21 protein-coding genes are annotated in these 20,518 nt (G+C 67.0%); 6 read left to right on the top strand and 15 right to left on the bottom strand.

Annotation, left to right across the window (positions count from 1 at the left end):
• Positions 1–44: 44 nt before the first annotated feature.
• From rlmM to SMAL_RS03470, 5 genes are all read right to left on the bottom strand, one after another.
• On the bottom strand, positions 45–1,112 hold the full coding sequence (rlmM, locus tag SMAL_RS03450; RefSeq protein ID WP_012510108.1) for a 23S rRNA (cytidine(2498)-2'-O)-methyltransferase RlmM: 1,068 nt from the start codon (positions 1,110–1,112) through the stop codon (positions 45–47).
• A complete protein-coding gene (locus SMAL_RS03455; RefSeq protein WP_012510109.1) occupies positions 1,096–1,656 on the bottom strand; it encodes a nucleoside deaminase in 561 nt (186 codons plus the stop codon). Before SMAL_RS03455 ends, rlmM begins: the two co-directional genes overlap by 17 nt.
• A 97-nt stretch (positions 1,657–1,753) precedes the next feature.
• The gene (locus SMAL_RS03460) at positions 1,754–2,476 is read right to left on the bottom strand and encodes a DUF6348 family protein (protein ID WP_012510110.1); all 723 of its coding nucleotides are present in this window, start codon (positions 2,474–2,476) and stop codon (positions 1,754–1,756) included.
• Between the two features lie 48 nt (positions 2,477–2,524).
• The gene (locus tag SMAL_RS03465; RefSeq protein WP_012510111.1) at positions 2,525–3,178 is read right to left on the bottom strand and encodes a membrane protein; all 654 of its coding nucleotides are present in this window, start codon (positions 3,176–3,178) and stop codon (positions 2,525–2,527) included.
• A gap of 43 nt (positions 3,179–3,221) precedes the next feature.
• Positions 3,222–4,970, bottom strand: a complete 1,749-nt coding sequence (locus SMAL_RS03470; protein WP_012510112.1) for a glutamine--tRNA ligase/YqeY domain fusion protein — start codon at positions 4,968–4,970, stop codon at positions 3,222–3,224.
• 181 nt (positions 4,971–5,151) lie between these two features.
• Here SMAL_RS03470 and SMAL_RS03475 point away from each other — a divergent pair, with 181 nt between their 5' ends.
• Both SMAL_RS03475 and msrA read left to right on the top strand, forming a co-directional pair.
• Positions 5,152–5,415 (top strand): putative signal transducing protein, encoded by a 264-nt coding sequence (locus SMAL_RS03475; protein ID WP_012510113.1) that lies wholly within the window; start codon positions 5,152–5,154, stop codon positions 5,413–5,415.
• A gap of 30 nt (positions 5,416–5,445) precedes the next feature.
• The gene (gene msrA / locus SMAL_RS03480) at positions 5,446–6,111 is read left to right on the top strand and encodes a peptide-methionine (S)-S-oxide reductase MsrA (protein ID WP_041864627.1); all 666 of its coding nucleotides are present in this window, start codon (positions 5,446–5,448) and stop codon (positions 6,109–6,111) included.
• Between the two features lie 669 nt (positions 6,112–6,780).
• Here msrA and SMAL_RS03485 read toward each other — a convergent pair.
• The 5 genes from SMAL_RS03485 to ahpC all read right to left on the bottom strand — a co-directional run bounded on the left by SMAL_RS03485 (position 6,781) and on the right by ahpC (position 11,746).
• Positions 6,781–7,737: a transaldolase gene (locus tag SMAL_RS03485; protein WP_012510115.1), complete on the bottom strand. Its 957-nt coding sequence runs from the start codon at positions 7,735–7,737 to the stop codon at positions 6,781–6,783.
• A gap of 50 nt (positions 7,738–7,787) precedes the next feature.
• The gene (rnk, locus tag SMAL_RS03490; RefSeq protein WP_004144805.1) at positions 7,788–8,192 is read right to left on the bottom strand and encodes a nucleoside diphosphate kinase regulator; all 405 of its coding nucleotides are present in this window, start codon (positions 8,190–8,192) and stop codon (positions 7,788–7,790) included.
• 123 nt (positions 8,193–8,315) lie between these two features.
• Complete coding sequence (locus SMAL_RS03495; protein WP_012510116.1) at positions 8,316–9,278, bottom strand: LysR substrate-binding domain-containing protein; 963 nt, start codon at positions 9,276–9,278, stop codon at positions 8,316–8,318.
• A gap of 85 nt (positions 9,279–9,363) precedes the next feature.
• On the bottom strand, positions 9,364–10,956 hold the full coding sequence (gene ahpF / locus SMAL_RS03500) for an alkyl hydroperoxide reductase subunit F (RefSeq protein WP_004144809.1): 1,593 nt from the start codon (positions 10,954–10,956) through the stop codon (positions 9,364–9,366).
• 226 nt (positions 10,957–11,182) lie between these two features.
• The gene (gene ahpC / locus SMAL_RS03505; RefSeq protein ID WP_004144811.1) at positions 11,183–11,746 is read right to left on the bottom strand and encodes an alkyl hydroperoxide reductase subunit C; all 564 of its coding nucleotides are present in this window, start codon (positions 11,744–11,746) and stop codon (positions 11,183–11,185) included.
• Positions 11,747–12,096: 350 nt separating this feature from the next.
• Here ahpC and prmC point away from each other — a divergent pair, with 350 nt between their 5' ends.
• Together prmC and pip are read left to right on the top strand one after the other, a co-directional pair.
• Positions 12,097–12,954: a peptide chain release factor N(5)-glutamine methyltransferase gene (gene prmC, locus SMAL_RS03510; RefSeq protein ID WP_012510117.1), complete on the top strand. Its 858-nt coding sequence runs from the start codon at positions 12,097–12,099 to the stop codon at positions 12,952–12,954.
• A 48-nt stretch (positions 12,955–13,002) separates the two neighbouring features.
• Entirely contained in the window at positions 13,003–13,944 is a 942-nt protein-coding gene (gene pip, locus SMAL_RS03515; RefSeq protein ID WP_012510118.1) for a prolyl aminopeptidase, read from the top strand.
• A 167-nt stretch (positions 13,945–14,111) separates the two neighbouring features.
• Here the strand turns inward: pip and SMAL_RS03520 are convergent, their stop codons facing one another.
• Positions 14,112–14,996: a LysR family transcriptional regulator gene (locus SMAL_RS03520; RefSeq protein WP_032968778.1), complete on the bottom strand. Its 885-nt coding sequence runs from the start codon at positions 14,994–14,996 to the stop codon at positions 14,112–14,114.
• A gap of 105 nt (positions 14,997–15,101) precedes the next feature.
• Here SMAL_RS03520 and SMAL_RS03525 point away from each other — a divergent pair, with 105 nt between their 5' ends.
• Together SMAL_RS03525 and SMAL_RS03530 are read left to right on the top strand one after the other, a co-directional pair.
• Positions 15,102–16,520, top strand: a complete 1,419-nt coding sequence (locus SMAL_RS03525) for an MFS transporter (protein WP_012510120.1) — start codon at positions 15,102–15,104, stop codon at positions 16,518–16,520.
• Positions 16,517–17,188, top strand: coding sequence for a DUF7716 domain-containing protein (locus tag SMAL_RS03530; RefSeq protein ID WP_012510121.1), 672 nt, complete (start codon positions 16,517–16,519; stop codon positions 17,186–17,188). Before SMAL_RS03525 ends, SMAL_RS03530 begins: the two co-directional genes overlap by 4 nt.
• Before the next feature lie 314 nt (positions 17,189–17,502).
• On the opposite strand, the gene SMAL_RS03535 is transcribed toward SMAL_RS03530, so the two are convergent.
• From SMAL_RS03535 to SMAL_RS03550, 4 genes are read right to left on the bottom strand one after another with little or no spacing between them, the layout of a single operon-like run.
• Positions 17,503–18,300: an N-formylglutamate amidohydrolase gene (locus SMAL_RS03535; protein WP_012510122.1), complete on the bottom strand. Its 798-nt coding sequence runs from the start codon at positions 18,298–18,300 to the stop codon at positions 17,503–17,505.
• Positions 18,293–18,847, bottom strand: a complete 555-nt coding sequence (locus SMAL_RS03540; RefSeq protein ID WP_004144854.1) for an NUDIX hydrolase — start codon at positions 18,845–18,847, stop codon at positions 18,293–18,295. Before SMAL_RS03540 ends, SMAL_RS03535 begins: the two co-directional genes overlap by 8 nt.
• Positions 18,844–19,794, bottom strand: a complete 951-nt coding sequence (locus SMAL_RS03545; RefSeq protein WP_012510123.1) for a 5'-3' exonuclease — start codon at positions 19,792–19,794, stop codon at positions 18,844–18,846. The genes SMAL_RS03540 and SMAL_RS03545 overlap by 4 nt, the downstream gene beginning before the upstream one ends.
• A complete protein-coding gene (locus SMAL_RS03550; RefSeq protein WP_012510124.1) occupies positions 19,791–20,372 on the bottom strand; it encodes a nitroreductase family protein in 582 nt (193 codons plus the stop codon). Before SMAL_RS03550 ends, SMAL_RS03545 begins: the two co-directional genes overlap by 4 nt.
• Between the last annotated feature and the right edge of the window lie 146 nt (positions 20,373–20,518).

Raw genomic sequence — 20,518 nt, forward strand, 5'->3', positions numbered from 1 at the left:
CCTTCCTCGGTAGCGCCGGGCCATGCCCGGCGGGCGCGATGGCCTCAGCGCAGCGGCGAGGCCAGCACCGTGATCTCTTCACGGTCGTGATACAGCTGCTTGGCACGTACCACCAGCGGCTTGCCGGCCTGCTCCTGGAACAGGTCCAGGCACAAGCGGGTTTCGTCCCAGCGCTTCTTCATCGGCAGCTTCAGGTTGAAGATCGCGTGCCTGCACCAGCCTTCGCGGAACCAGGTGGCCATGCGTTCGGCCACGCGCCGCGGTTGCTCGACCATGTCGCAGACCATCCAGTCCAGCGGCTGTTCCGGGTGCCAGTGGAAGCCGTCGGCGCGCAGGTGCTCGACCAGGCCGGTGTCCAGCACGTGCTGGCGCAGCGGGCCGTTGTCGATGCTCAGCACGTGCATGTGCTGGCGGGTCAGCACCCAGGTCCAGCCGCCCGGTGCGGCGCCCAGGTCAGCCGCGCGCATGCCGGGCTTGGCCAGTGCCTCGCGTTCTTCCGGGGTCAGCAGGGTCAGCAGCGCTTCGTCCAGCTTCAGCGCCGAACGCGACGGCGCTTCCGGCAGCAGCTTCAGGCGCGGGATGCCCAGTGCCCACGGTGCGCTGTCGGCCGGGTCGGCCACGCAGACGAAGGCGTGGGTGCCGTCGACAAACACCACGTGCAGGCGCGGCAGGCGATTGTTTGGCTTGTCAGTGAGCTTGCCGGCCTTGCGCAGCGCCGGGCGCAGCGCATTGCCGAAGGCACGGGCCAGCCCGGACAGTGGCTTGCCGGCGTCCGAATCGGGATGCTCCACCCACAGGTCGCCGAAGCGCGGCGCATCGGCCAGCACCTCCAGCATCGGGGTGATGCGGTCAGCCGGGTCCAGCTGCGGCAGCTCGGCCAGCACCACCAGCTTCTGCCGCGCGAAGATCAGTTCGCGCCAGCGCAGCCGTGGTGCCAGCGCGGCGGCTTCGTCGCACATGAACAACACGTAGCCGTCATTGCGCTGGGTGCGCGCATAGCCGGCGAAACCGGCTTCACTGGCGCGGAACTGCAGCTCGCCGGCCAGCTCGGGCTCGAAGCCCTGCCGGCACAGGCACAGCAGGCCGATGCCGGTTTCAGTAACGGGCGCCATCGCTTTCCCCATAGGCACGCAGCACACTGCGTGCGGCGTCGCGGTTCAGGCCCTGCACCACTTCGATGCCGCGCTTGTTGAGTTCACCCACCCAGTCGGCCGGCAGCGGACCTTCATCGAACGGGGTCAGCTCTTCGACGTCGGCCGAGTTGGCACCGATCAGCAGGCGGTCGATGCCGGCCCACACGGTGGCGCCGTAGCACTGGCAGCACGGCTGCGAACTGGTGGCCAGGGTGACCGGTGACAGTACCGCGTTCAGACGCGGCGTCTGCAGGCGCTGCTGGGCCAGCATGTAGGCCATGTTCTCGGCATGCGCCAGCGAGGTCGAGTGCGGCATGACCCGGTTCACGCCGGCGGCGATGACCTTGTCTTCAGGGCCGAACACCACCGCGCCGAACGGGCCGCCACTGGCGTGCTCGACGTTCAACCGCGACAGCTCGATCGCCAGCGCGACCTTGGCCTCATCGCCCGGATATCGACGATCCAGGTCGATCTGGTCGTGAATCCAGGCGGGAAGGGTCAGGTGGACTTGCGCGTACAGCATCGCGGGGGTGCCTCTTAGGGAATGGAAGAAGGTGCGGTTGCTTTGGAAACCGGCGCGCAGTGTAGCTGCACCGGCCTGTATCGGGTGTGGCGGCGGGTCAGCCCGGCGAACCGGTGCGGATCACCACGTACTGCTTGCGGAACTCCAGCCCGGCCTGCGGCCAGCTGGCGGCGTAGGCGCGCAGCAGGGGCAGAGCGGCACCGAAGTCGTGGCCGTTGACCCGGCAATCGGCTTCGCACAGGCCGTCGGCATCGCGCGAGGCGAACAGGCGGATGGCGAGGAATTGGCGGGCTTTCAGCAGCTCATCGAAGGCCTCCATGCTGCGGGTGAACAGGCAGCATGGGCAGGAGCCGTGGTCGTCCTCGCTGCAGGTGGATGCATCCACCTCCTGCGCGCGGTAGTGCGCCAGCGGCCCCAGCACCACGGTGCGCTGGTGTTCCTCGCCGTCATCGCCGGCCGGATAGGTCAGGCCCATCATCGGCAGGCCCTGCGCGTCTTCGGCGCCGATCGCGGTCTGCAGCGTGGCCAGGTCCACCCGCACCCAGGTCTGGAAACCAGACAGCAGCGATGCCTGCTCATCGGCACCGTTGGCGTGCTGGTACTCGAACAGGCCATCGGCGAACAGCACCGGATGCTGGCTCTCGATGACGGTGGAGGTCTGCCAGCCGCCGTTGTCGCGCTCCTGCGCGGCCATCGCATGCGGGGTCAGGCGCAGGCCGCTGTCCAGCAGCAGCGCGCCACCGTCGGCGCGGCTGGCGATATCGGCGCCTTGCAGGACCTGCTGCAGCAGCGGGAGGAGGGCGGTAGAGGTCGTGGTCATGTCAGGCCTGTGGGTGGATGGGGGGGAACATCCAGGCAGGGCCTGGAACTAGCGCTCGAGCGCTTCGAGTTCGGCGCGGTATCGCTGCGCGTCGGGCTGCTGCTGCGGATCGTTGCCGTGGTCGCGCAGCCAGGTTTCCAGCTCGCGGCGATAGTCCGCGCGGAAATCGGCATTGCCCGGGCTGAAATGCAGCTTGCGTGCCGCCACCTCCACGCGCTCGCGCGCGCTGGCCCGGGCCTGGGCGATGCCGTGCGGTGATTCGTTGGTGAGGATGACGAAGTTGCGCGGGAAGCCCGGCGTGTACTTCACTACGAACGGCTGGTCGCGTGCAGGGATGCGGATGGCGTTTTCCAGCGGCCACAACGAAGCGGTATTGGTGTGGAACACCACCTCCACGTCGCGGCCCTCGGCGGTGCGAAGCACCGCTTCGTAGCGCCAGATGTACTGCTCGTTGAGCGTGGAGTTGGTTTCCTCGGCCTTGACGACCACCGCTTCACCACGCTCGCCCACCACGTTGAGGAAGGCGGCGTTGAGGAAGTGGCCGAGGAACATGTTGAGCATCGCCAGCGGGAACACCACGATGGCGTAGCCCGGAAAGCGCCGCCACCACGAGACCAGCCCGGCCAGCACCATCGCTGCAAAGAACGTCAGCAGCGGATGCTGCGAGATGAACCAGAGCAGGACGGAGAGGGCGGTGATCATCGTCGGATTCGTGCGGGCGCCTTCCCGGCGCCCGCGCAGGTCCTCAGGCCGACCAGGTGTCGCGCAGGGTCACGCTGCGGTTGAACACCGGCTTGGCATCGGTGTGGTCGCGGCGGTCGGCCACGAAGTAGCCGGTGCGTTCGAACTGGAACGACTGCTCCGGCGCAGCGCTGGCCGCGGCCGGCTCGACATAGCCGGTGACAGTGCGGCGCGATTCCGGGTTGAGATAATCGCGGTAGGTCTTGCCTTCCGACTCGTCGTCCGGGTTCGGCACCGAGAACAGGCGGTCGTACAGGCGGATCTCGGCCGGTACGCCATGCACGGCGCTGACCCAATGGATGGTGCCCTTTACCTTGCGGTTGGCGCCTTCCATGCCCGGACGCGATTCCGGATCCAGCCAGCCGCGCAGTTCGGTGATGGTGCCGTCGGCATCCTTGATCACTTCATCGCAGCGGATGATGCCGGCGCCGCGCAGGCGCACTTCGCCACCCGGGACCAGGCGCTTCCAGCCCTTCGGCGGCACTTCGGCGAAGTCCTCGCGGTCGATCCACACCTCGCGTGCGAACGGCACTTCGCGGCTGCCGAAGCTCTCGTCCTTCGGGTGGTTGCTGAAGGTGAGCTGCTCTTCGTGGCCTTCCGGCAGGTTGGTCAGCACCAGCTTGACCGGATCGACCACCGCCATGCGGCGCGGCGCGGCGCTGTCCAGGTCTTCGCGCAGTGCGCCTTCCAGCACGCTGAAGTCGATCAGCGAATTCTGCTTGCTGATGCCCACGCGCTCGGCGAACAGGCGCATCGCCGCCGGGGTATAGCCACGGCGGCGCAGGCCCTGCAGGGTCGGCATGCGCGGGTCTTCCCAGCCGTCTACCAGCTGTTCGGTGACCAGCGCCATCAGCTTGCGCTTGCTCATCACCGTGTAATTGATGTTCAGGCGCGAGAACTCGATCTGGCGCGGCTTGGCCGCTTCGCGCGGCAGGCCGGCATCGACCAGCGGCTGGGTCAGCGCGTCGTCATGGGCGAAATCGACGTTGTCCACGCACCAGTCGTACAGCGGGCGGTGGTCTTCAAATTCCAGCGTGCACAGCGAGTGGGTGATGCCTTCGATGGAATCGCCCAGTGCATGGGCGAAGTCGTACATCGGGTAGATCGGCCACGCGTTGCCGGTGTTCTGGTGCTCGACGTGCTTGATGCGGTACAGCGCCGGATCGCGCAGGTTGATGTTGCCGCTGGCCATGTCGATCTTGGCGCGCACGGTGCGCGCGCCATCGGGGAACTCACCGGCACGCATGCGGCGGAACAGGTCGAGGTTTTCCTCGACGCTGCGGTCGCGCCATGGCGACGGACGGCCCGGCTCGGTCAGGGTGCCGCGGTAGGCGCGCACTTCCTCGGCCGACAGGTCGCAGACATAGGCCTTGCCCTGTTCGATCAGCTTCTCGGCGGCCAGGTAGTAGGTCTGGAAATAGTCCGAGGCGTGGCGCAGCTCGTTCCACTCGAAGCCCAGCCAGCGCACGTCATCCTGGATCGCGGCCACGTATTCCGGATCTTCCTTGGCCGGGTTGGTGTCGTCGAAGCGCAGGTTGCAGACGCCGCTGAACTCGCCGGCGATGCCGAAGTTCAGGCAGATCGACTTGGCATGGCCGATGTGCAGGTAGCCGTTCGGTTCTGGCGGGAAGCGGGTCTTGATCGCCTGGTGCTTTCCGCTGGCCAGGTCCTCGCGCACGATCTGGCGGATGAAATCGCGCTTTTCGTGGCTGTCGGCGGGGGTCTCGGGGCTGGCGGGGGTGTGCTCGGACATGAGTCGGCGAAGAGAAAGGCAGAAAGACCAACAGTTTAGCGCGTAAGGGGCGGGGCTGCCCGGTCCGGGTCGGTAGCGCCGGGCCATGCCCGGCGAGCGCAGCGGTAATCCGCCGGGCATGGCCCGGCGCTACCGGGATGGGGCAGGCGTATGCTGGAGCTCTGCCCCGAGGAGCCGCCGCATGCACATCGTGTACAAGGCCGACAATCTGTTCGACGCCCACCTGGTCAAGCACGCGCTGGAGGATGCCGGCATCCCGGCCTTTGTGTTTGGCGAGTCGTTGCTGGGCGGCATGGGCGAGCTGCCGCTGTTCGGCGTGCTGCGGGTGGGCATCCCTGATGCGGCACGGCCGCAGGCCGAGGACATCGTGGCCGCGCTGGACTTGGGCCACGCGCCGGACGTCCCCATTTCAGATGCAGACGACGTAGCCGGCCTTCCGGCGTAGGAGCGCATCATGTTGGGAATTGGCCAGGGCATCCTCGGCATCGGCGCCTTCAAGCAGCGCCTGCCGCGCCCGGAAGAAGCTCTGCCGGGGCGTGACCAACCGCTGCCGCTGCACAGCAACCAGCACTTCGTGAACAGCCATCCGCTGAAGGACCGTTTTGCCGGCCTGCAGCAGATCCGTTTCGCGCTGGGCTGCTTCTGGGGCGCCGAGCGCAAGTTCTGGACCGAACCGGGCGTGTACAGCACCTCCGTGGGCTATGCCGGTGGCATCACCCCGAACCCGACCTACGAAGAGGTCTGCTCGGGCCTGACCGGCCACACCGAAGTGGTGCAGGTGGTGTTCGATCCGGCCGTGGTGAGCCTGGAGCGGCTACTGCAATTGTTCTGGGAAAGCCACGACCCGACCCAGGGCATGCGCCAGGGCAACGACACCGGCACCCAGTACCGTTCGGCGATCCACGCCACCGACGAGGCACAGTACGCCGCTGCGCTGGCCAGCCGCGAGGCCTACCAGGCCCAGCTGGATGCGGCGGGCTACGGCCCGATCACCACCGAGATCGTGTACCCGGCGCCGGAGTACTACTACGCCGAGGACTATCACCAGCAGTACCTGGCGAAGAATCCGAACGGCTACTGCGGCATCGGCGGCACCGGCGTGAGCTGCCCGATCGGGTTGGATGTGGAGGCGCCGCGCTGACGCGCGGTGGTCCGCCTGCGGCGGGCAGAATCTACGGCAGAAGCCAAAGCCAAAGCGGCTCTGCGTTTCTGCGGGTTGGGCGGGGCGGTGTGGGTTGGCAGGACACGCCGTAAACCCGTCCCTGGGGGCTCGATGGCGCCATCCATGGCGCCAACGGTCCTGCCAACCCACACCGCCCCACCCCCGACAGTTTCCCGGTGACGGTGGGCAAGAGCATGGGTTACTGACGAACTGAAAGAAAACAAAAAGGACGCGGCCTTCGCCGCGTCCTTTTTGTTTGATCCTGCAGTGCTTTCTGTAGAGCGGAGCCATGCTCGGCTCAGAGCAAGCGAAGCGCGCGACCCGCTTTGCTCTTCTTTCTTTCATCCGTGGCGGGCGGCCGCCGGAATCTGTCGAAGGCAGGGTGGGCAGGCTGTGCAGGGGCGTGAGCCGCATGGGCCCGAGGCATGCCTCGGGCGGGTTGGGCAGGACGCCCAACCCCGGTCTTGCCGTGTGCGCAGGACAGCGCACACGAGCAAGCGGCGGCCAAGCCTCCAGGGACGGATTCACGGCGTCTCCCGCGAACCCAACCCGCCCGACCCAGCGCGGCTTTTGCTTTAGCAGTCAGTCGAGCAAGCTCGACTCTACAAATCGATCCGCCACGAGGGGCTCAGCCGTTGGCCGAAATCCTCACAGTTCCGAGCGAATGCGCTCGCGCAGCGCCTGCAGATCCTTGGCAAATGCATCGATACCGGTTGCCAGCTTCTCGGTCGCCATCGGATCGGCCGCCAGATCCGCCGCGAACTTCGCCGCGTCGATCGGGGTCACGGCCACGCCGTCGGCCGCACCGGCCACCAGCTTGCGCGGCAGCTCGCCGTGGTCGGCGTCCAGCTTCTCCAGCAGGTCCGGCGAAATCGTCAGGCGGTCGCAGCCGGCCAGCGCTTCGATCTGCGCGGTCGAACGGAACGAGGCGCCCATCACCACCGTCGGCGAACCGCGGCGCTTGAATTCGGCGTACACGCCGCGCACGAACACGACGCCGGGGTCTTCATCGATGCTGGCCGGGGTCTGGCCGTTGGCAACGTACCAGTCCAGGATGCGGCCGACGAACGGCGAGATCAGGAACGCGCCGGCTTCGCTGCAGGCCAGGGCCTGGGTCGGGTTGAAGATCAGGGTCAGGTTGCAGTCGATGCCCTCGGCCTGCAGGATGCGCGCGGCTTCCACGCCTTCCCAGGTCGCGGCGATCTTGATCAGGATCTTCTCGCGCGGCACGCCGGCATCGGCGTACATCTGGATGAACTGGCGGGCCTTGGCCACGGTGGCAGCGGTGTCGTGGGCCTGGTCGGCGTCCACTTCGGTGGACACGCGGCCCGGCACCAGCGTGCTCAGCAGCGCGCCGACGCCGATGGTCAGGCGGTCGGCCACGGCGTGCACCACGGCTTCGCGGTCGCCCGTCTGCTGGCGGCCCCAGGCCAGTTCGCGTTCGATCAGCTCGGCGTACACCGGCAGGTCCAGCGCCTTCTTCACCAGGGTCGGGTTGGTGGTGCAGTCCACCGGCTGCAGGCGCTTGATTGCCTCGTAGTCACCGGTATCGGCAACGACCACGGACAGTTCGCGCAGCTGGGACAGTTTGGACGGGGTACTCATTACGGCTCCTGGTGCAGGGGGATCGAATCGCGCGCTGTGCGCAGCGGTAATCAGGGGCGGTCGTTGTGGACCGCGGTCACGCGCAGGCGCAGCTTGCGGCCGCCGGGCGCATTCCAGTCGATGCTCTGGCCGATGGAAAGGCCAAGCAGGGCACTGCCGACCGGGGCCAGCACGGAAACCTTGCCTTCATCGACGTTGGCTTCGCGGGGGAAGACCAGGGTCAGGACGTGCTTTTCGCCCGACACTTCATCTTCGCACTCCACGCGCGAATGCATCATGACGATGCCTTCGGGAATCTGGTCCGGTGCCAGCACGGTGGCACGGTTGAGTTCTTCAGCAAGCGTGAGCGCGGCAGGCGTCTGGCTCAGCGCAGGGGATTCGAGCATGGCGTCCAGGCGGTCCATGTCGAAGGTAGAAACGGTGATCGACGGCGGCAGGCCGCTGGCGGTGTTCATGGTGAAGCTCCTTGGTTGAAAGCCATGCAAAAGGCGGCACCTGCTGGCGCCGCCTGTCTGTATTGTGGGGACAAATGCGACCGGAATCGACTCCCACCGATTCCGGGCCGGTGCTGCGTAGGCTCAGCCGTTCAGCACGGGGCCGGGCAGGGTGCTGGCGTCGCCGCCGGCATTGACCGCCTCGAGGGTGAACAGTGCCTCCGGCAGGCGCTTGAACTGATCGGCCAACTCCGTCAGGAAATCGTTCATCGCCGAGCTGCGGCGCCAGATCATGGCGATGCGGCGGCTGGGACGGCCCTCGCCGGTGAAGTCGAGCAGGCGGATGTTGCTCGAGCGCGGCACCGGCGGTTGCACCGACAGGCTCGGCAGCAGGGTGATGCCGACGTCGGCGGCGACCATCTGCCGCAGCGTCTCCAGGCTGGTGGCGCGGAACTCGGACTTCTCGTTGGCGCCGAACAGCCGGCACACTTCCAGTGCCTGGTCGCGCAGGCAATGGCCGTCTTCCAGCAGCAGCAGCTTCTGCGTGGCCAGCTCCTGCACGTCCAGATGCTCGCGGCGGGCCAGCGGGTGGCGCCCGGATACGGCCAGCAGGAACGGCTCCTCGAACAGGAACTCGGCATGCAGCTGGTCGTCGATCACCGGCAGTGCCAGCAGCGCGGCGTCGAGCTTGCCTTCGCGCAGGCGGTCCAGCAGCACATCGCTCTTTTCCTCGACCAGCAGCAGCTCCAGTTCCGGGAAACGCTCGCGGATGCGCGGGATCACATGCGGCAGCAGGTACGGGCCGAGGGTCGGGAAGATCCCCAGGCGCACCGTACCGGCTTCCGGATCGCGGCTGCGTCGCGCCGCTTCCTTCAGTTGTTCCACTTCGGACACGATCACCCGTGCCCGTGCTGCTGCTTCCTGGCCGGCCGGGGTCAGCATCACCTTGCGCGGCGCGCGTTCCACCAGCGGCAGGCCCAGCTCTTCTTCCAGCTTGCGGATCTGCGTGGACAGCGTCGGCTGGCTGACGAAACAAGAGGCGGCAGCCCGGCCGAAATGCTTGTGGTCGGCCAGGGCTACCAGGTACTTCAGATCACGTAGGTTCATCCTTACACCCCAGGGGTAACGGACCGGCTGACGGCATGGTTACCCGACAGGCAGACAATGTTCCCGGTGATCTGGGAACGATGGATCAGGCAGCTTCAGCAACAGCACCACTGCTGCTGCTCACCGACGAGCGGATCAGGTGGTCGAACGCACTCAATGCGGCGGTCGAACCGGCACCCATGGCAATGATGATCTGCTTGTAGGGTACCGTCGTGCAATCGCCAGCAGCGAACACGCCCGGCAGGTTGGTCTGGCCGCGGTCATCGATGACGACCTCGCCACGCGGCGACAGCGCCACGGTGTCCTTCAGCCACTCGGTGTTGGGCAGCAGGCCGATCTGCACGAAGATGCCTTCCAGCTCGACGCGGTGGGCGTCGCCGCCGACACGGTCCTTGTAGACCAGGCCGGTGACACGGCTGCCGTCGCCCAGCACTTCGGTGGTCTGTGCGCTGGTCAGCACGGTGACGTTGGCCAGGCTGCGCAGCTTCTTCTGCAGCACTTCGTCGGCGCGCAGGCTGGAATCGAACTCCAGCAGGGTTACATGCGACACGATGCCGGCCAGATCGATGGCCGCTTCCACGCCGGAGTTGCCGCCGCCGATCACCGCCACGCGCTTGCCCTTGAACAGCGGACCATCGCAGTGCGGGCAGTAGGCCACGCCCTTGTTGCGGTACTGGTCTTCGCCCGGCACATTCATCTGCCGCCAGCGCGCGCCGGTGGACAGGATCACCGAGCGCGACTTCAGTACCGCGCCGTTCTCCAGCTGCACCTGCACCAGGCCGTCTTCACCGGCCGGCACCAGCGCGCTGGCGCGCTGCAGGTCCATGATGTCCACCTCGTACTCGCGCACGTGCTGTTCCAGCGCCGTGGCCAGCTTCGGGCCTTCGGTCTCCTTCACCGAAATGAAGTTCTCGATCGCCATCGTGTCCAGCACCTGGCCACCGAAACGCTCGGCGGCGATGCCGGTGCGGATACCCTTGCGTGCAGCGTAGATCGCTGCTGCCGCGCCGGCCGGGCCACCGCCCACCACCAGCACGTCGAAGGCGTCCTTGGCGGCGATCTTCTCGGCATCGCGCTTGCTGGCATTGGTATCCAGCTTGGCCACGATCTGCTCGAGGGTCATGCGGCCCTGGTCGAACACTTCACCGTTGAGGTACACGGTCGGCACCGACATGATCTCGCGCTTCTCGACTTCGTCCTGGAACAGGGCACCGTCGATGGCCACGTGCTGGATGCGCGGGTTGAGCACCGCGGCCAGGTTCAGCGCCTGCACCACGTCCGGGCAGTTCTGGCAGGAAAGCGAGAAGTAGGTTTCGAACTTGTATTCGCCTTCCAGGTTCTGCACCTGCTCGATCAGCTCGGCGGTGGCCTTGGACGGATGACCGCCCACCTGCAGTAGCGCCAGCACCAGCGAGGTGAACTCGTGGCCCATCGGCAGGCCGGCGAAGGTCAGGTGGATATCCTGGCCCGGGGTACCCAGGTCGAAGGACGGCACGCGGCCCTGGCCATCGCGCAGGACCTGCAGCGTGATCTTGTCCGACAGGCTGTCCAGGGTCTGCAGCAGTTCCAGCATTTCCTGCGACTTGGCGCCGTCGTCGGCGTGCGCGGTGATCTGGATCGGGCGGGTCACGCGCTCCAGATAGGTCTTCAGCTGCGACTGCAGGTTGGCGTCCAACATCGGGTCATCTCCTGGCTTCAGGCAAACAGGGGGCGTGGCACCGCTGTAGAAGGTAGCGGACCAACAGGGGGTAGGGGTGAACCCAAGACAGCGACCGTGGAAGGGGCTGGCTGGCCAAGGCGGGCGAGCGTTGGCTGTCTTGGGTTCACCCCCACGCCGGCGGGGGGGGCCGGCACGGGGATGAAGGGCGCGCCGTGGCGTGGGGCCACGGCAGGCCGGTACTGCTTTAGATCTTGCCGACCAGGTCCAGCGACGGGGTCAGGGTCTTCTCGCCTTCCTTCCACTTGGCCGGGCACACCTGGTTCGGGTTGGCGGCGGTGAACTGGGCAGCCTTCAGCTTGCGCAGGGTCTCGGAGACGTCACGGGCGATCTCGTTGGAGTGGATCTCCAGGGTCTTGATCACGCCTTCCGGGTTGATGATGAAGGTGCCGCGCAGGGCCAGGCCTTCTTCCGGAATGTGCACGCCGAAGGCGTTGGTCAGCTGGTGGGTCGGGTCGCCGACCAGCGGGAACTGGGCCTTGCCGACGGCCGGCGAGGTTTCGTGCCACACCTTGTGCGAGAAGTGGGTGTCGGTGGTGACGATATAGACCTCGGCGCCGGCCTTCTTGAACTCGGCGTAATGGTCAGCGGCGTCTTCGATCTCGGTCGGGCAGTTGAAGGTGAAGGCGGCCGGCATGAAGATCAGGACCGACCACTGGCCCTTCAGGGTGCTGTCGGAAACCTTGATGAACTCGCCATTCAGGTAAGCATTGGCTTCGAACGGCTGGATCTGGGTGTTGATCAGGGACATCGTTATTCCTCTGGGTGAAGGGGAGTGGGTGAATCGACAGGACCTAGATTACCGACTCGCTATCGATAAGAACAATCCATTGATTGCATCTATTTGATAGATGAAGTCTATCAAAATGTACTGAGCAGGCACTGAACCCGGACGCTTTCATCCTGCAACTGCCTGTGTGACAAGGAAAATCTTCCGGAACGGCTGAATAGGGCCAATAGTCCCTCCTTATCCCGTCGGGCAGAACCTGAACGGATTGCAGCCTTTTGTAGAGTCGAGCCATGCTCGAGTGCGGGCCTGTGGATGTGTAGCTCGACTGCGGCAGAAGCAGCCGAGCATGGGCTCGGCTCTACAATTGCGGCATGTATTTCCAAACCGAACCCACCCTGCGCCAGGTCGTGGCCGAGGCCAGTGCCCGCCTGGGCGGCGTCGAGGCTCGCCACGAGGCCGAACTGCTGTTGTTGCACGTGCTGGATTGCCCGCGCAGCTGGCTGTTCGCGCATGCCACCGATCCGCTGGACGCCAATGACCAGGCCGCCTTCGAGGCGTTGCTGGCCCGCCGCGTGGCCGGTGAGCCGGTCGCCTACCTGACCGGCCGCCGCGGTTTCTGGACGCTGGACCTGGAAGTCGATCCGGCCACGCTGATCCCGCGTCCGGAAACCGAGCTGCTGGTCGAGCTGGCATTGGAGCGCCTGCCACAGGACCGCGCGCTGCAGCTGGCCGACCTCGGCACTGGCAGCGGCGCGATCGCCTTGGCACTGGCCAGCGAACGGCCCCAAGCGCAGGTGCTGGCCACCGATGCCAGCCCGGGTGCACTGACCGTGGCTGCGCGCAATGCCGCCCGCCATGAACTGGGCAACGTCCGCTTCGCCGAGGGCGGGCACGACTGGTATGCGCCGCTGCAGGGTGCACGCTTCGACCTGATCGCCAGCAACCCGCCATACATCGCCAGCGACGACCCGCATCTGGAGCAGGGCGACCTGCGTTTTGAACCGGCTACCGCGCTGGCCTCCGGCGTGGATGGCCTGGACGACATCCGTCGCATCGTCGACGGCGGCCAGGCCCACCTGCTGCCCGGCGGTTGGCTGCTGATCGAGCACGGTTGGGACCAGGGCGCGGCGATCCGCGCGCTGTTCGACGCCGCCGGTTTTGCGGAGGTGCAGACCGTGCAGGACCTGGAGCAGCGCGACCGCATCACCCTGGGCCGGCGTCCGGCCTAGAATGGAGGTTCTCCTGCCCCGGCAGGGCATCACCCTGGAGCTGCAAGCATGCGTACGCTGTACCCCGCCATCACCCCCTACGACGTTGGCACCCTGAAGGTCGACGACCGCCACACGCTGTACTTCGAACAGTGCGGCAACCCGGATGGCAAGCCGGTGGTGATGCTGCACGGTGGCCCGGGCGGTGGTTGCAGCGACAAGATGCGCCAGTTCCACGACCCGTCCAAGTACCGCATCATCCTGTTCGACCAGCGCGGTGCCGGCCGTTCCACGCCGCACGCCGACCTGGTGGACAACACCACCTGGGACCTCGTCGCCGATATCGAGAAGCTGCGCGAGCACCTGAAGGTTGATCGCTGGCAGGTGTTCGGCGGCAGCTGGGGCTCTACCCTGGCACTGGCCTATGCCGAAACCCACCCGCAGCGCGTGACCGAACTGGTCCTGCGCGGCATCTTCATGCTGCGCCGCTGGGAGCTGGAGTGGTTCTACCAGGAAGGCGCCAACCGCCTGTTCCCGGATGCGTGGGAGCACTACCTGAAGCCGATCCCGTCGGTGGAGCGCCACGACCTGATCTCGGCCTTCCACCGCCGCCTGACCAGTGACGACGAAACCACCCGCCTGGACGCCGCCAAGGCCTGGGCGGTGTGGGAAGGCGCGACCAGCTTCCTGCACGTCGATGATGACTTCATCAACAGCCACGAAGACCCGCACTTCGCGCTGGCCTTCGCGCGCATCGAGAACCATTACTTCGTCAACGGCGGCTTCTTCGAGGTGGAAGACCAGCTGCTGCGCGACGCACATCGCATCGTCGATATCCCGGGCGTGATCGTGCACGGCCGCTACGACGTGGTCTGCCCGCTGGCCAACGCCTGGGACCTGACCAAGGTGTGGCCGAAGGCCAAGCTGGAAATCACGCCGGCCTCGGGGCATTCGGCGTTCGAAGCCGAGAACGTGGACGCGCTGGTGCGCGCGACGGATAGCTTCGCCTGATCGTTGATTGCCCAGGGGTCGGATCCCTTTCCTGCGGAAAGGGCTCTGACCCCGAGCGGCAACCCCATCCACGCACGGCGTGGATCTACCGCAGCCCGGTAGTGCCGGCCGCTGGCCGGCAACCCGGAAACGATTGCATCCACGCAGACGCCGGCCAGCGGCCGGCGCTACCAATCCCCGGCCAGCAACGCGTCGGCCAGCACCTGCAGCTTCGGCGAATGCTGGCGCGAAGGCGGATAGATCAACGACAGCGCGCGGCTGCGGCCTTCGAATGGCTGCAGCACGCGTTGCAGGCGGCCATCGGCCAGCGCGTCGGCCACCGCGAAATCCATCACCTGCACGATGCCGATGCCAGAAATTGCTGCCTCCACCAGCGGGTCGCCGCAGTCAAACACCATCCGCGCCGGCGGCGTGACCTCCCGCAGTTGCCCGTCCTGCAGGAACTGCCAGTCCACCAGCCGGCCACTGCGCAGGTTGCGCACCGCCAGGCAGGCATGATCCTGCAGCGCGGCCACATCGTCCGGTGTGCCACAGCGGTCCAGATATTCCGGGCTGGCCACCGTCACCCAGCGTAGTGGCTTCAACGGGCGCGCCACCATGCGCTGGTCAGCGATGGTGCCGGTGCGCAGCGCGGCATCGAAGCCTTCCTCGACCAGATCGACCAGACGGTCGCTGAGCACGGCTTCCACCTGCAGCTGCGGATGCTGCTGCAGCAACGGCCCAAGCAAAGGCACCAGCACCCTGCGCCCGAACATTGACGGCGCGCTGATCTTCAAGGTGCCCGAGGGCGTGCACGGACGGTCGGCTAACTGCCGCTCGGCATCGTCGAGGCCGGCCAGCAGCGGCGACACCTGTTCGACGAATTGGCGGCCGTCCGTCGTCAGCGCCACGTTGCGGGTGTTCCGCTGCAGCAGCTTTACACCGAGGGTGGCCTCCAGCCGTCCGATCGCGCGCGACAGGCCGGATTGGCTCAGGCCGAGCTGGCCGGCGGCCACGGTGAAACTGCGCGCTTCGGCCACCTGCACCAGCATGCGCACTGCATTGAGGTCCATCGAGGCTGCATTCATGCCGAAAATCATGACAGATATGGTTGGGGAGGGGTTTATTGATTGGCTCGCATCAATGAGACTGCGCTCCCCCACCGCGCCAGACCGCCGATGCCTCCCCTCAAATACCCGCGCTGGGCGCTGACCCTGCTGGCCACCGCCCAGCTGATCATCGCCCTGGATGCCACCATCATCTTCGTTGCCCTGCATGACATGGGCCGCGCGCTGCAGATCAACGCGCAGCAGCTGCAATGGGTGGTCAGTGCCTACACCGTGGCCTTCGGCGGCAGCCTGCTGCTGGGTGGCCGTGCCGCCGACCTGATCGGCCGCCGCCGCTTCTACCGGCTGGGCATGCTGCTGTTCGCGCTGGCCTCGCTGCTCGGTGCGCTGGCGCCGAATGCCACGCTGTTGATCATCGCGCGTGCGGCACAGGGCATCGGCGCGGCGTTGCTGTTCCCCGCCACGCTGGCGCTGATCAACACGCTGTACGCCGAAGGCCCGGTGCGCAACCGTGCGCTGGCGATCTGGAGCATGGCCAGCGCGGTGGGCCTGGCGCTGGGCACGCTGCTCGGTGGCGTGCTGACCCAGGCGTTCGGCTGGCCGGCGGTGCTGGCGGTGATCGTTCCGCTGGCCACGGCCTGCGCGGTCGCGGCCGGTGTGTGGTTGCCGGCCGATGGTCCACGCGTGCAGGGCCGTTCATTCGATCTGGCCGGTTGCCTCACCGTCACGGCTGGCGGCAGTCTGCTGGTCACCACCCTGGTGCAAGGGCCGGAGTGGGGCTGGACGGCGCCGGCCACGCTCATCTGCCTGCTGCTTTCCGCCGTACTGTTGACGGTGTTCGTACAGATCGAAAAGCGCAGCCGCGATCCGCTGATGCAGTTTTCGCTGCTGCGCCTGCCCGGCCTGCGCGCGGCGCTCGGCCTGACATTTGCCTTCATGAGCAGCTATGGCGTGCAGTACTACTTCCTGGCGCTCTACTTCCAGGATGGCTATGGCTGGAGTCCGCTGCAGGCGGGCATGGCCTTCCTGCTGCCGACATTGGTGTGTACCTTCGGCATCCGTATTGCCGAACGCATGCTGCGGCACCGTTCGCCACGGCAGGTACTGGCCTGGGGCTTCGCCGCCGGTGCCGTCGGCATCGCCGCGGTGGCGCTGGCGATGCCGCATGGCGCCAGCTACTGGCCGCTGTTGCCGGGCATCGTGGTGCTCAGCCTCGGCCAGGGCATGAGCTGGACGGCGATGTGGATCGTGGCCGGGCAGGGCGTGCCGGGTCCGCAGCAAGGCGTCGCGTCCGGCATGGCGGCCACCGCCCAGCAGATCGGCGGCGCCTTGGGATTGGCGGTACTGGTGATGGTCGCCAACGCCGCGCGCGGCACGCAGGCGGCAACCAGCCCTGATGCGCTGCAGGGCATGGTCAATGCACAGTACGGCGCCGCGCTGTTCGCCGCGCTCGGCGTGGTGATCGCGCTGGGCCTGCGCCGGGCGCCGGTAGACTCGGCAGCGACTGCCTGCCTGAGCACCGACGCATGATCGAACTGCTGGACCTGCAACAGACCCTGCATGCCTTCGCCGCCTGCAACGATGAGGATGCGGTGTATGCCTCCTTCGGTTGGGTGCACGCCACCGATGGCGATCTGCTGCAGGCGCGTTTCTGGTTGCCGGCCGATGAAGAAGCAGCGTTCGACGACGACAGCGATGTTCCTGCCCGCGCGCGCGCGCTGGGCCTGTCCAGCTATCTTGAACCGGCGACCTTCGCCGACGTGCTCGACGTGCAGAAGCGGCAACGCCCACTGTCCACACTGGCCGATTATGCGCAGGCGCTGGCGTACTACGCCGAGTACGACGCGTTCCAGCAGGTCGATGGCATCGACGAGGCCCTGGGCGAAGCGGGTGCTGAGGAACAGGCGGCTGCGCGCGAGGCAGGGGTGGGCGAAGGCATCTTCGCTTCGTTCGACCTGTGCATGGTGGCGTGCCCGGTAGACCAGCTGAAGGCCGCTGCGCAGCGCGTGGCGCACGTGCTGGAAATCCCGGTAGGCGAAGCATTGGCGCGCTGCCGCTCGTTGCCGTTGGCGCTCGGTGAAGGACTGGATCGCAACCGTGCGCAGGCGATCAAGGATGACTTCGACGCCATCGGTGCGACCGTGCAGGTGCACGGGTTCAAGCCGTTCCCGTGGATGGACGCGCCCGTATTGCGGTAGTGCCGGCCGCTGGCCGGCAACCCCAAGGTCCGTTGGATCATTGCAGTTGCCGGCCAGCGGCCGGCGCTACCAAGCCTGGGTAAATCACCCGGCGGCCAGCAACTGCGGTTGCAGCGCGCTGAAAATCCGCGCCAGCCGCTCCCAAGGATGACTTCGACGCCATCGGTGCGACCTTGCAGGTGCACGGGTTCAAGTCGTTCCCGTGGATGGATGCGCCCGTATTGCGGTAGTGCCGGCCGCTGGCCGGCAACCCCAAGGTCCGTTGGATCATTGCAGTTGCCGGCCAGCGGCCGGCACTACCAAGCCTGGGTAAATCACCCGGCGGCCAGCAACTGCGGCTGCAGCGCGCTGAAAATCCGCGCCAGCCGCTCCGCCCATGCCTGCTGCCCGGCGGCATCGGCGATCAGGTCCTGGCGGATTTCCAGTTCCACGTGCACCAGGCCGCGGCCTTCGCCGTGCACCGGCACCGCGTAGTCGCTGGTACTGCTGACCGAATACGGTTCGTTGTCGCCCACCACCAGGTCGCCTTCGTCGCGCAGTGCCTGCAGCAGTGCATGCGCAAAGCGCGTGTCCTGGTGGTACAGCACGCCGGCATGCCACGGCCGCTGCGCGCCGTTCATCGCCGGGGTGAAGCTGTGCATCATCACCAGCAGGGTGGGGCGACGGGCATCGCGGCGTGCGTCCAGTTCGGCGTCGATGCGTGCGTGGTACGGCGCATGGATCGCATCAATGCGCTGTTGCCGCTGCGCCGCCGACAGACCTGCATTGCCCGGCACCACGGTGTGGTCGCTCACTTCCGGAATCAGTGTGGGCGAGGCCAGCGGGCGGTTGCAGTCGATCAGCAGCCGCGAATAGGTCTGTTCGATTGCCCAGGCATCCAGCCGTTCGGCCAGTGCGCGGGTGGTGCCGGCAATGCCGATGTCCCAGCCGATGTGGCGGTCCAGTTCGGCCTGTGGCAAGCCCAGGCCGGCGAGGGCACGCGGCACGTGCTGGCCGGCGTGGTCGGCCAGCAGCAGGTACGGTGACGCGCCTTGAGCCCGGTGGATCGCGTAGATTGCCGGATCATCGGCGCAAAGCAGCGCCGGCAGTGCGTGCAGGTCGGCGTCAGCCACGCGGGCGCCCGTCCAGGTGATGCTCGATCATCCACAGTCCGGCCCACAGCTTGGCATCCAGCTCGTAGCCTTCGCCCATCTTCTGCACCAGCCACGCCGCCGCTTGTGCGCGCGGAATTTCGTGCACGGTGATGTCCTCGCTGTCGTCGCCGCCACCTTCGCCGATCCGGCGCAGGCCGGTGGCACGGACGAAGGCGATCTTCTCGGCGCTCGCGCCGGAGGAGGTCGGGCCGATCATCAGCACTTCGGCGTGATCGGCGGTCCAGCCGGTCTCTTCTTCCAGTTCGCGCACGGCCGAGACTTCGATCGACTCGCCGGCATCGATGTCGCCAACCAGGCCGGCCGGCATTTCGATGGTGGGGGCCTGCAGCGGCACGCGGAACTGTTCGACGAACAGCACCTTGTCCTCGGGGGTGACGGCGATGATGATCGCCGCCAGGCCGCCAGCATGGGTGCGTTCGCTGTATTCCCAGGTGCCGCGCACCAGCATGCGCTGGTACTTGCCTTCGTAGACGACACGCGGGGCTTCGGTGTTGCGCTGGCTCATGCGGGCTCGCCGGAATTGGAAAAAGATGGAGTGGGAACGGGGTCGGCCACGCCTGCGGCATCGAACAGCCGGCGGCGGGTCGTCGGACCAAAGCGCAGGGTCTGGCACAGGCCAGCGAGCAGCTCCGGGTCGGCCGACTGGCGCAGCAGGCCGGGTTGGCTGCCCTCCAGCGGCGCGTCCAGCGCGATGGTGGTCAGCTGGCGCCAGAGCAGGGCGTGCTCGCGCTGCTCGCGCAGGCGCACCGCCATCTGTGCGGCGCCGCGCAGGCGCAGGAACGGCACTTCGTCCAGACGTTCGTAGAGCACGTCCATGCTGCCGAAATGGGCCAGCAGCACCGCAGCGGACTTGCTGCCGACGCCGCTGACGCCGGGAATGTTGTCCACCGCATCGCCGCACAGCGCCAGGTAGTCGGCGATCTGGTGCGCGTGCACGCCGTGCCGTGCCTTCACGCCGGCCACGTCCCAGCGCTGGTTGCGGGCGTAGTCCCACTGTTCGTCGTGGTCGACCAGCAGCTGCGACAGGTCCTTGTCGGCGGAGATGATCACCCCGCGATGGCTGCCGCGGTGCACGTGCAGGGCGCTGCCGATCAGGTCGTCGGCCTCGTATTCGTGGTGGGCCAGCACGGCCAGGCCCAACGCCGCGCACAGCGCCTTGCAATGCACGAACTGGCGCTTCAGCGCTTCAGGAGCCGGATCACGGTTGGCCTTGTAGGCCGGATACAGCCGATGGCGGAAGCCGCTGTCGAGCGCTTCGTCGAAGGCGATGGCGATGTGCCGCGGGCGCTCGCGCTCCAGCAGATCGAGCAGGAAGCGGGCGAAGCCGTGCACGGCATTGGTCGGCCAGCCCTGGCTGTCCTGGAACTCGTCCGGCAGCGAATGCCAGGCGCGGAACACATAGATGCTGGCATCGACCAGGTACAGCGACGGCGGCGGAGCCGGCAGGGTCATGCCGGCGGCGTCCAGTCGCGCAGCAGGGCCGCCGGGTCGGGGCGCTCGCGCTCGGGAACATCGGCCTTGGGCGTACCAATGTGGATGAAACCGGCGATGCCCTCGCCCTCGACCAGGCCCAGATGGGCCTGCACGACCGGATCGAAGGCCATCCAGGCGGTCAGCCACTGCGCGCCGAAGCCCAGCGCCTGCGCGGCCTGCAGCAGGGCGAAGCAGACGCAGCCGGCGGTCATCAGCTGTTCCTGTTCGGGCACCTTCGGGTCCGGGCGCGGGCTGGCCACCACCACGATCACCAGCGGGGCGTGGCTGAAACGCTGGCGGTCCTTCTCGAATACCGCCTCGCCGGCATGCGGGTCGCGCTGGCGGCTGCGCTCGGCCAGAAAGTCGCCCAGAGTGTGACGTGCATCGCCGGCGATCTTTAGGAAGCGGAACGGCACGCGCTTGCCGTGATCGGGCACGCGTACTGCTGAAGCCAGCATCCGCTGCAGGGTGGCCGGATCTGGTCCGGGCTCGCCCAGTTGCCGCGAAGGCACTGAGCGGCGGGCATCCAGGGCAAGCAGGGCAGCGGGGTCGGGCATGGAGTATTAACCGGTCGTCACGGGTGTTTGATTATAGTCGGGGCGGCCAATGGCACCGTCTGTGTCGCGTCCGGACCCTGAATATCAAACTGTGATGAACATCATGCCACTGGCGGGAAACGGACGACCGCTTCCCCTCGCCTCAT

The sequence above is a fragment of the Stenotrophomonas maltophilia R551-3 genome, assembly GCF_000020665.1.
Classification (GTDB): domain Bacteria; phylum Pseudomonadota; class Gammaproteobacteria; order Xanthomonadales; family Xanthomonadaceae; genus Stenotrophomonas; species Stenotrophomonas maltophilia_L.

What these genes read in the sequence shown, in the direction of transcription:
- rlmM (WP_012510108.1), bottom strand. Translation starts at nt 1,112, where the DNA reads ATGGCGCCCGTTACTGAAACCGGCATCGGCCTGCTGTGCCTGTGCCGG.
- SMAL_RS03455 (WP_012510109.1), bottom strand. Translation starts at nt 1,656, where the DNA reads ATGCTGTACGCGCAAGTCCACCTGACCCTTCCCGCCTGGATTCACGAC.
- SMAL_RS03460 (WP_012510110.1), bottom strand. Translation starts at nt 2,476, where the DNA reads ATGACCACGACCTCTACCGCCCTCCTCCCGCTGCTGCAGCAGGTCCTG.
- SMAL_RS03465 (WP_012510111.1), bottom strand. Translation starts at nt 3,178, where the DNA reads ATGATCACCGCCCTCTCCGTCCTGCTCTGGTTCATCTCGCAGCATCCG.
- SMAL_RS03470 (WP_012510112.1), bottom strand. Translation starts at nt 4,970, where the DNA reads ATGTCCGAGCACACCCCCGCCAGCCCCGAGACCCCCGCCGACAGCCAC.
- SMAL_RS03475 (WP_012510113.1), top strand. Translation starts at nt 5,152, where the DNA reads ATGCACATCGTGTACAAGGCCGACAATCTGTTCGACGCCCACCTGGTC.
- SMAL_RS03485 (WP_012510115.1), bottom strand. Translation starts at nt 7,737, where the DNA reads ATGAGTACCCCGTCCAAACTGTCCCAGCTGCGCGAACTGTCCGTGGTC.
- rnk (WP_004144805.1), bottom strand. Translation starts at nt 8,192, where the DNA reads ATGAACACCGCCAGCGGCCTGCCGCCGTCGATCACCGTTTCTACCTTC.
- SMAL_RS03495 (WP_012510116.1), bottom strand. Translation starts at nt 9,278, where the DNA reads ATGAACCTACGTGATCTGAAGTACCTGGTAGCCCTGGCCGACCACAAG.
- ahpF (WP_004144809.1), bottom strand. Translation starts at nt 10,956, where the DNA reads ATGTTGGACGCCAACCTGCAGTCGCAGCTGAAGACCTATCTGGAGCGC.
- ahpC (WP_004144811.1), bottom strand. Translation starts at nt 11,746, where the DNA reads ATGTCCCTGATCAACACCCAGATCCAGCCGTTCGAAGCCAATGCTTAC.
- prmC (WP_012510117.1), top strand. Translation starts at nt 12,097, where the DNA reads ATGTATTTCCAAACCGAACCCACCCTGCGCCAGGTCGTGGCCGAGGCC.
- pip (WP_012510118.1), top strand. Translation starts at nt 13,003, where the DNA reads ATGCGTACGCTGTACCCCGCCATCACCCCCTACGACGTTGGCACCCTG.
- SMAL_RS03520 (WP_032968778.1), bottom strand. Translation starts at nt 14,996, where the DNA reads ATGGACCTCAATGCAGTGCGCATGCTGGTGCAGGTGGCCGAAGCGCGC.
- SMAL_RS03525 (WP_012510120.1), top strand. Translation starts at nt 15,102, where the DNA reads ATGCCTCCCCTCAAATACCCGCGCTGGGCGCTGACCCTGCTGGCCACC.
- SMAL_RS03530 (WP_012510121.1), top strand. Translation starts at nt 16,517, where the DNA reads ATGATCGAACTGCTGGACCTGCAACAGACCCTGCATGCCTTCGCCGCC.
- SMAL_RS03540 (WP_004144854.1), bottom strand. Translation starts at nt 18,847, where the DNA reads ATGAGCCAGCGCAACACCGAAGCCCCGCGTGTCGTCTACGAAGGCAAG.
- SMAL_RS03545 (WP_012510123.1), bottom strand. Translation starts at nt 19,794, where the DNA reads ATGACCCTGCCGGCTCCGCCGCCGTCGCTGTACCTGGTCGATGCCAGC.
- SMAL_RS03550 (WP_012510124.1), bottom strand. Translation starts at nt 20,372, where the DNA reads ATGCCCGACCCCGCTGCCCTGCTTGCCCTGGATGCCCGCCGCTCAGTG.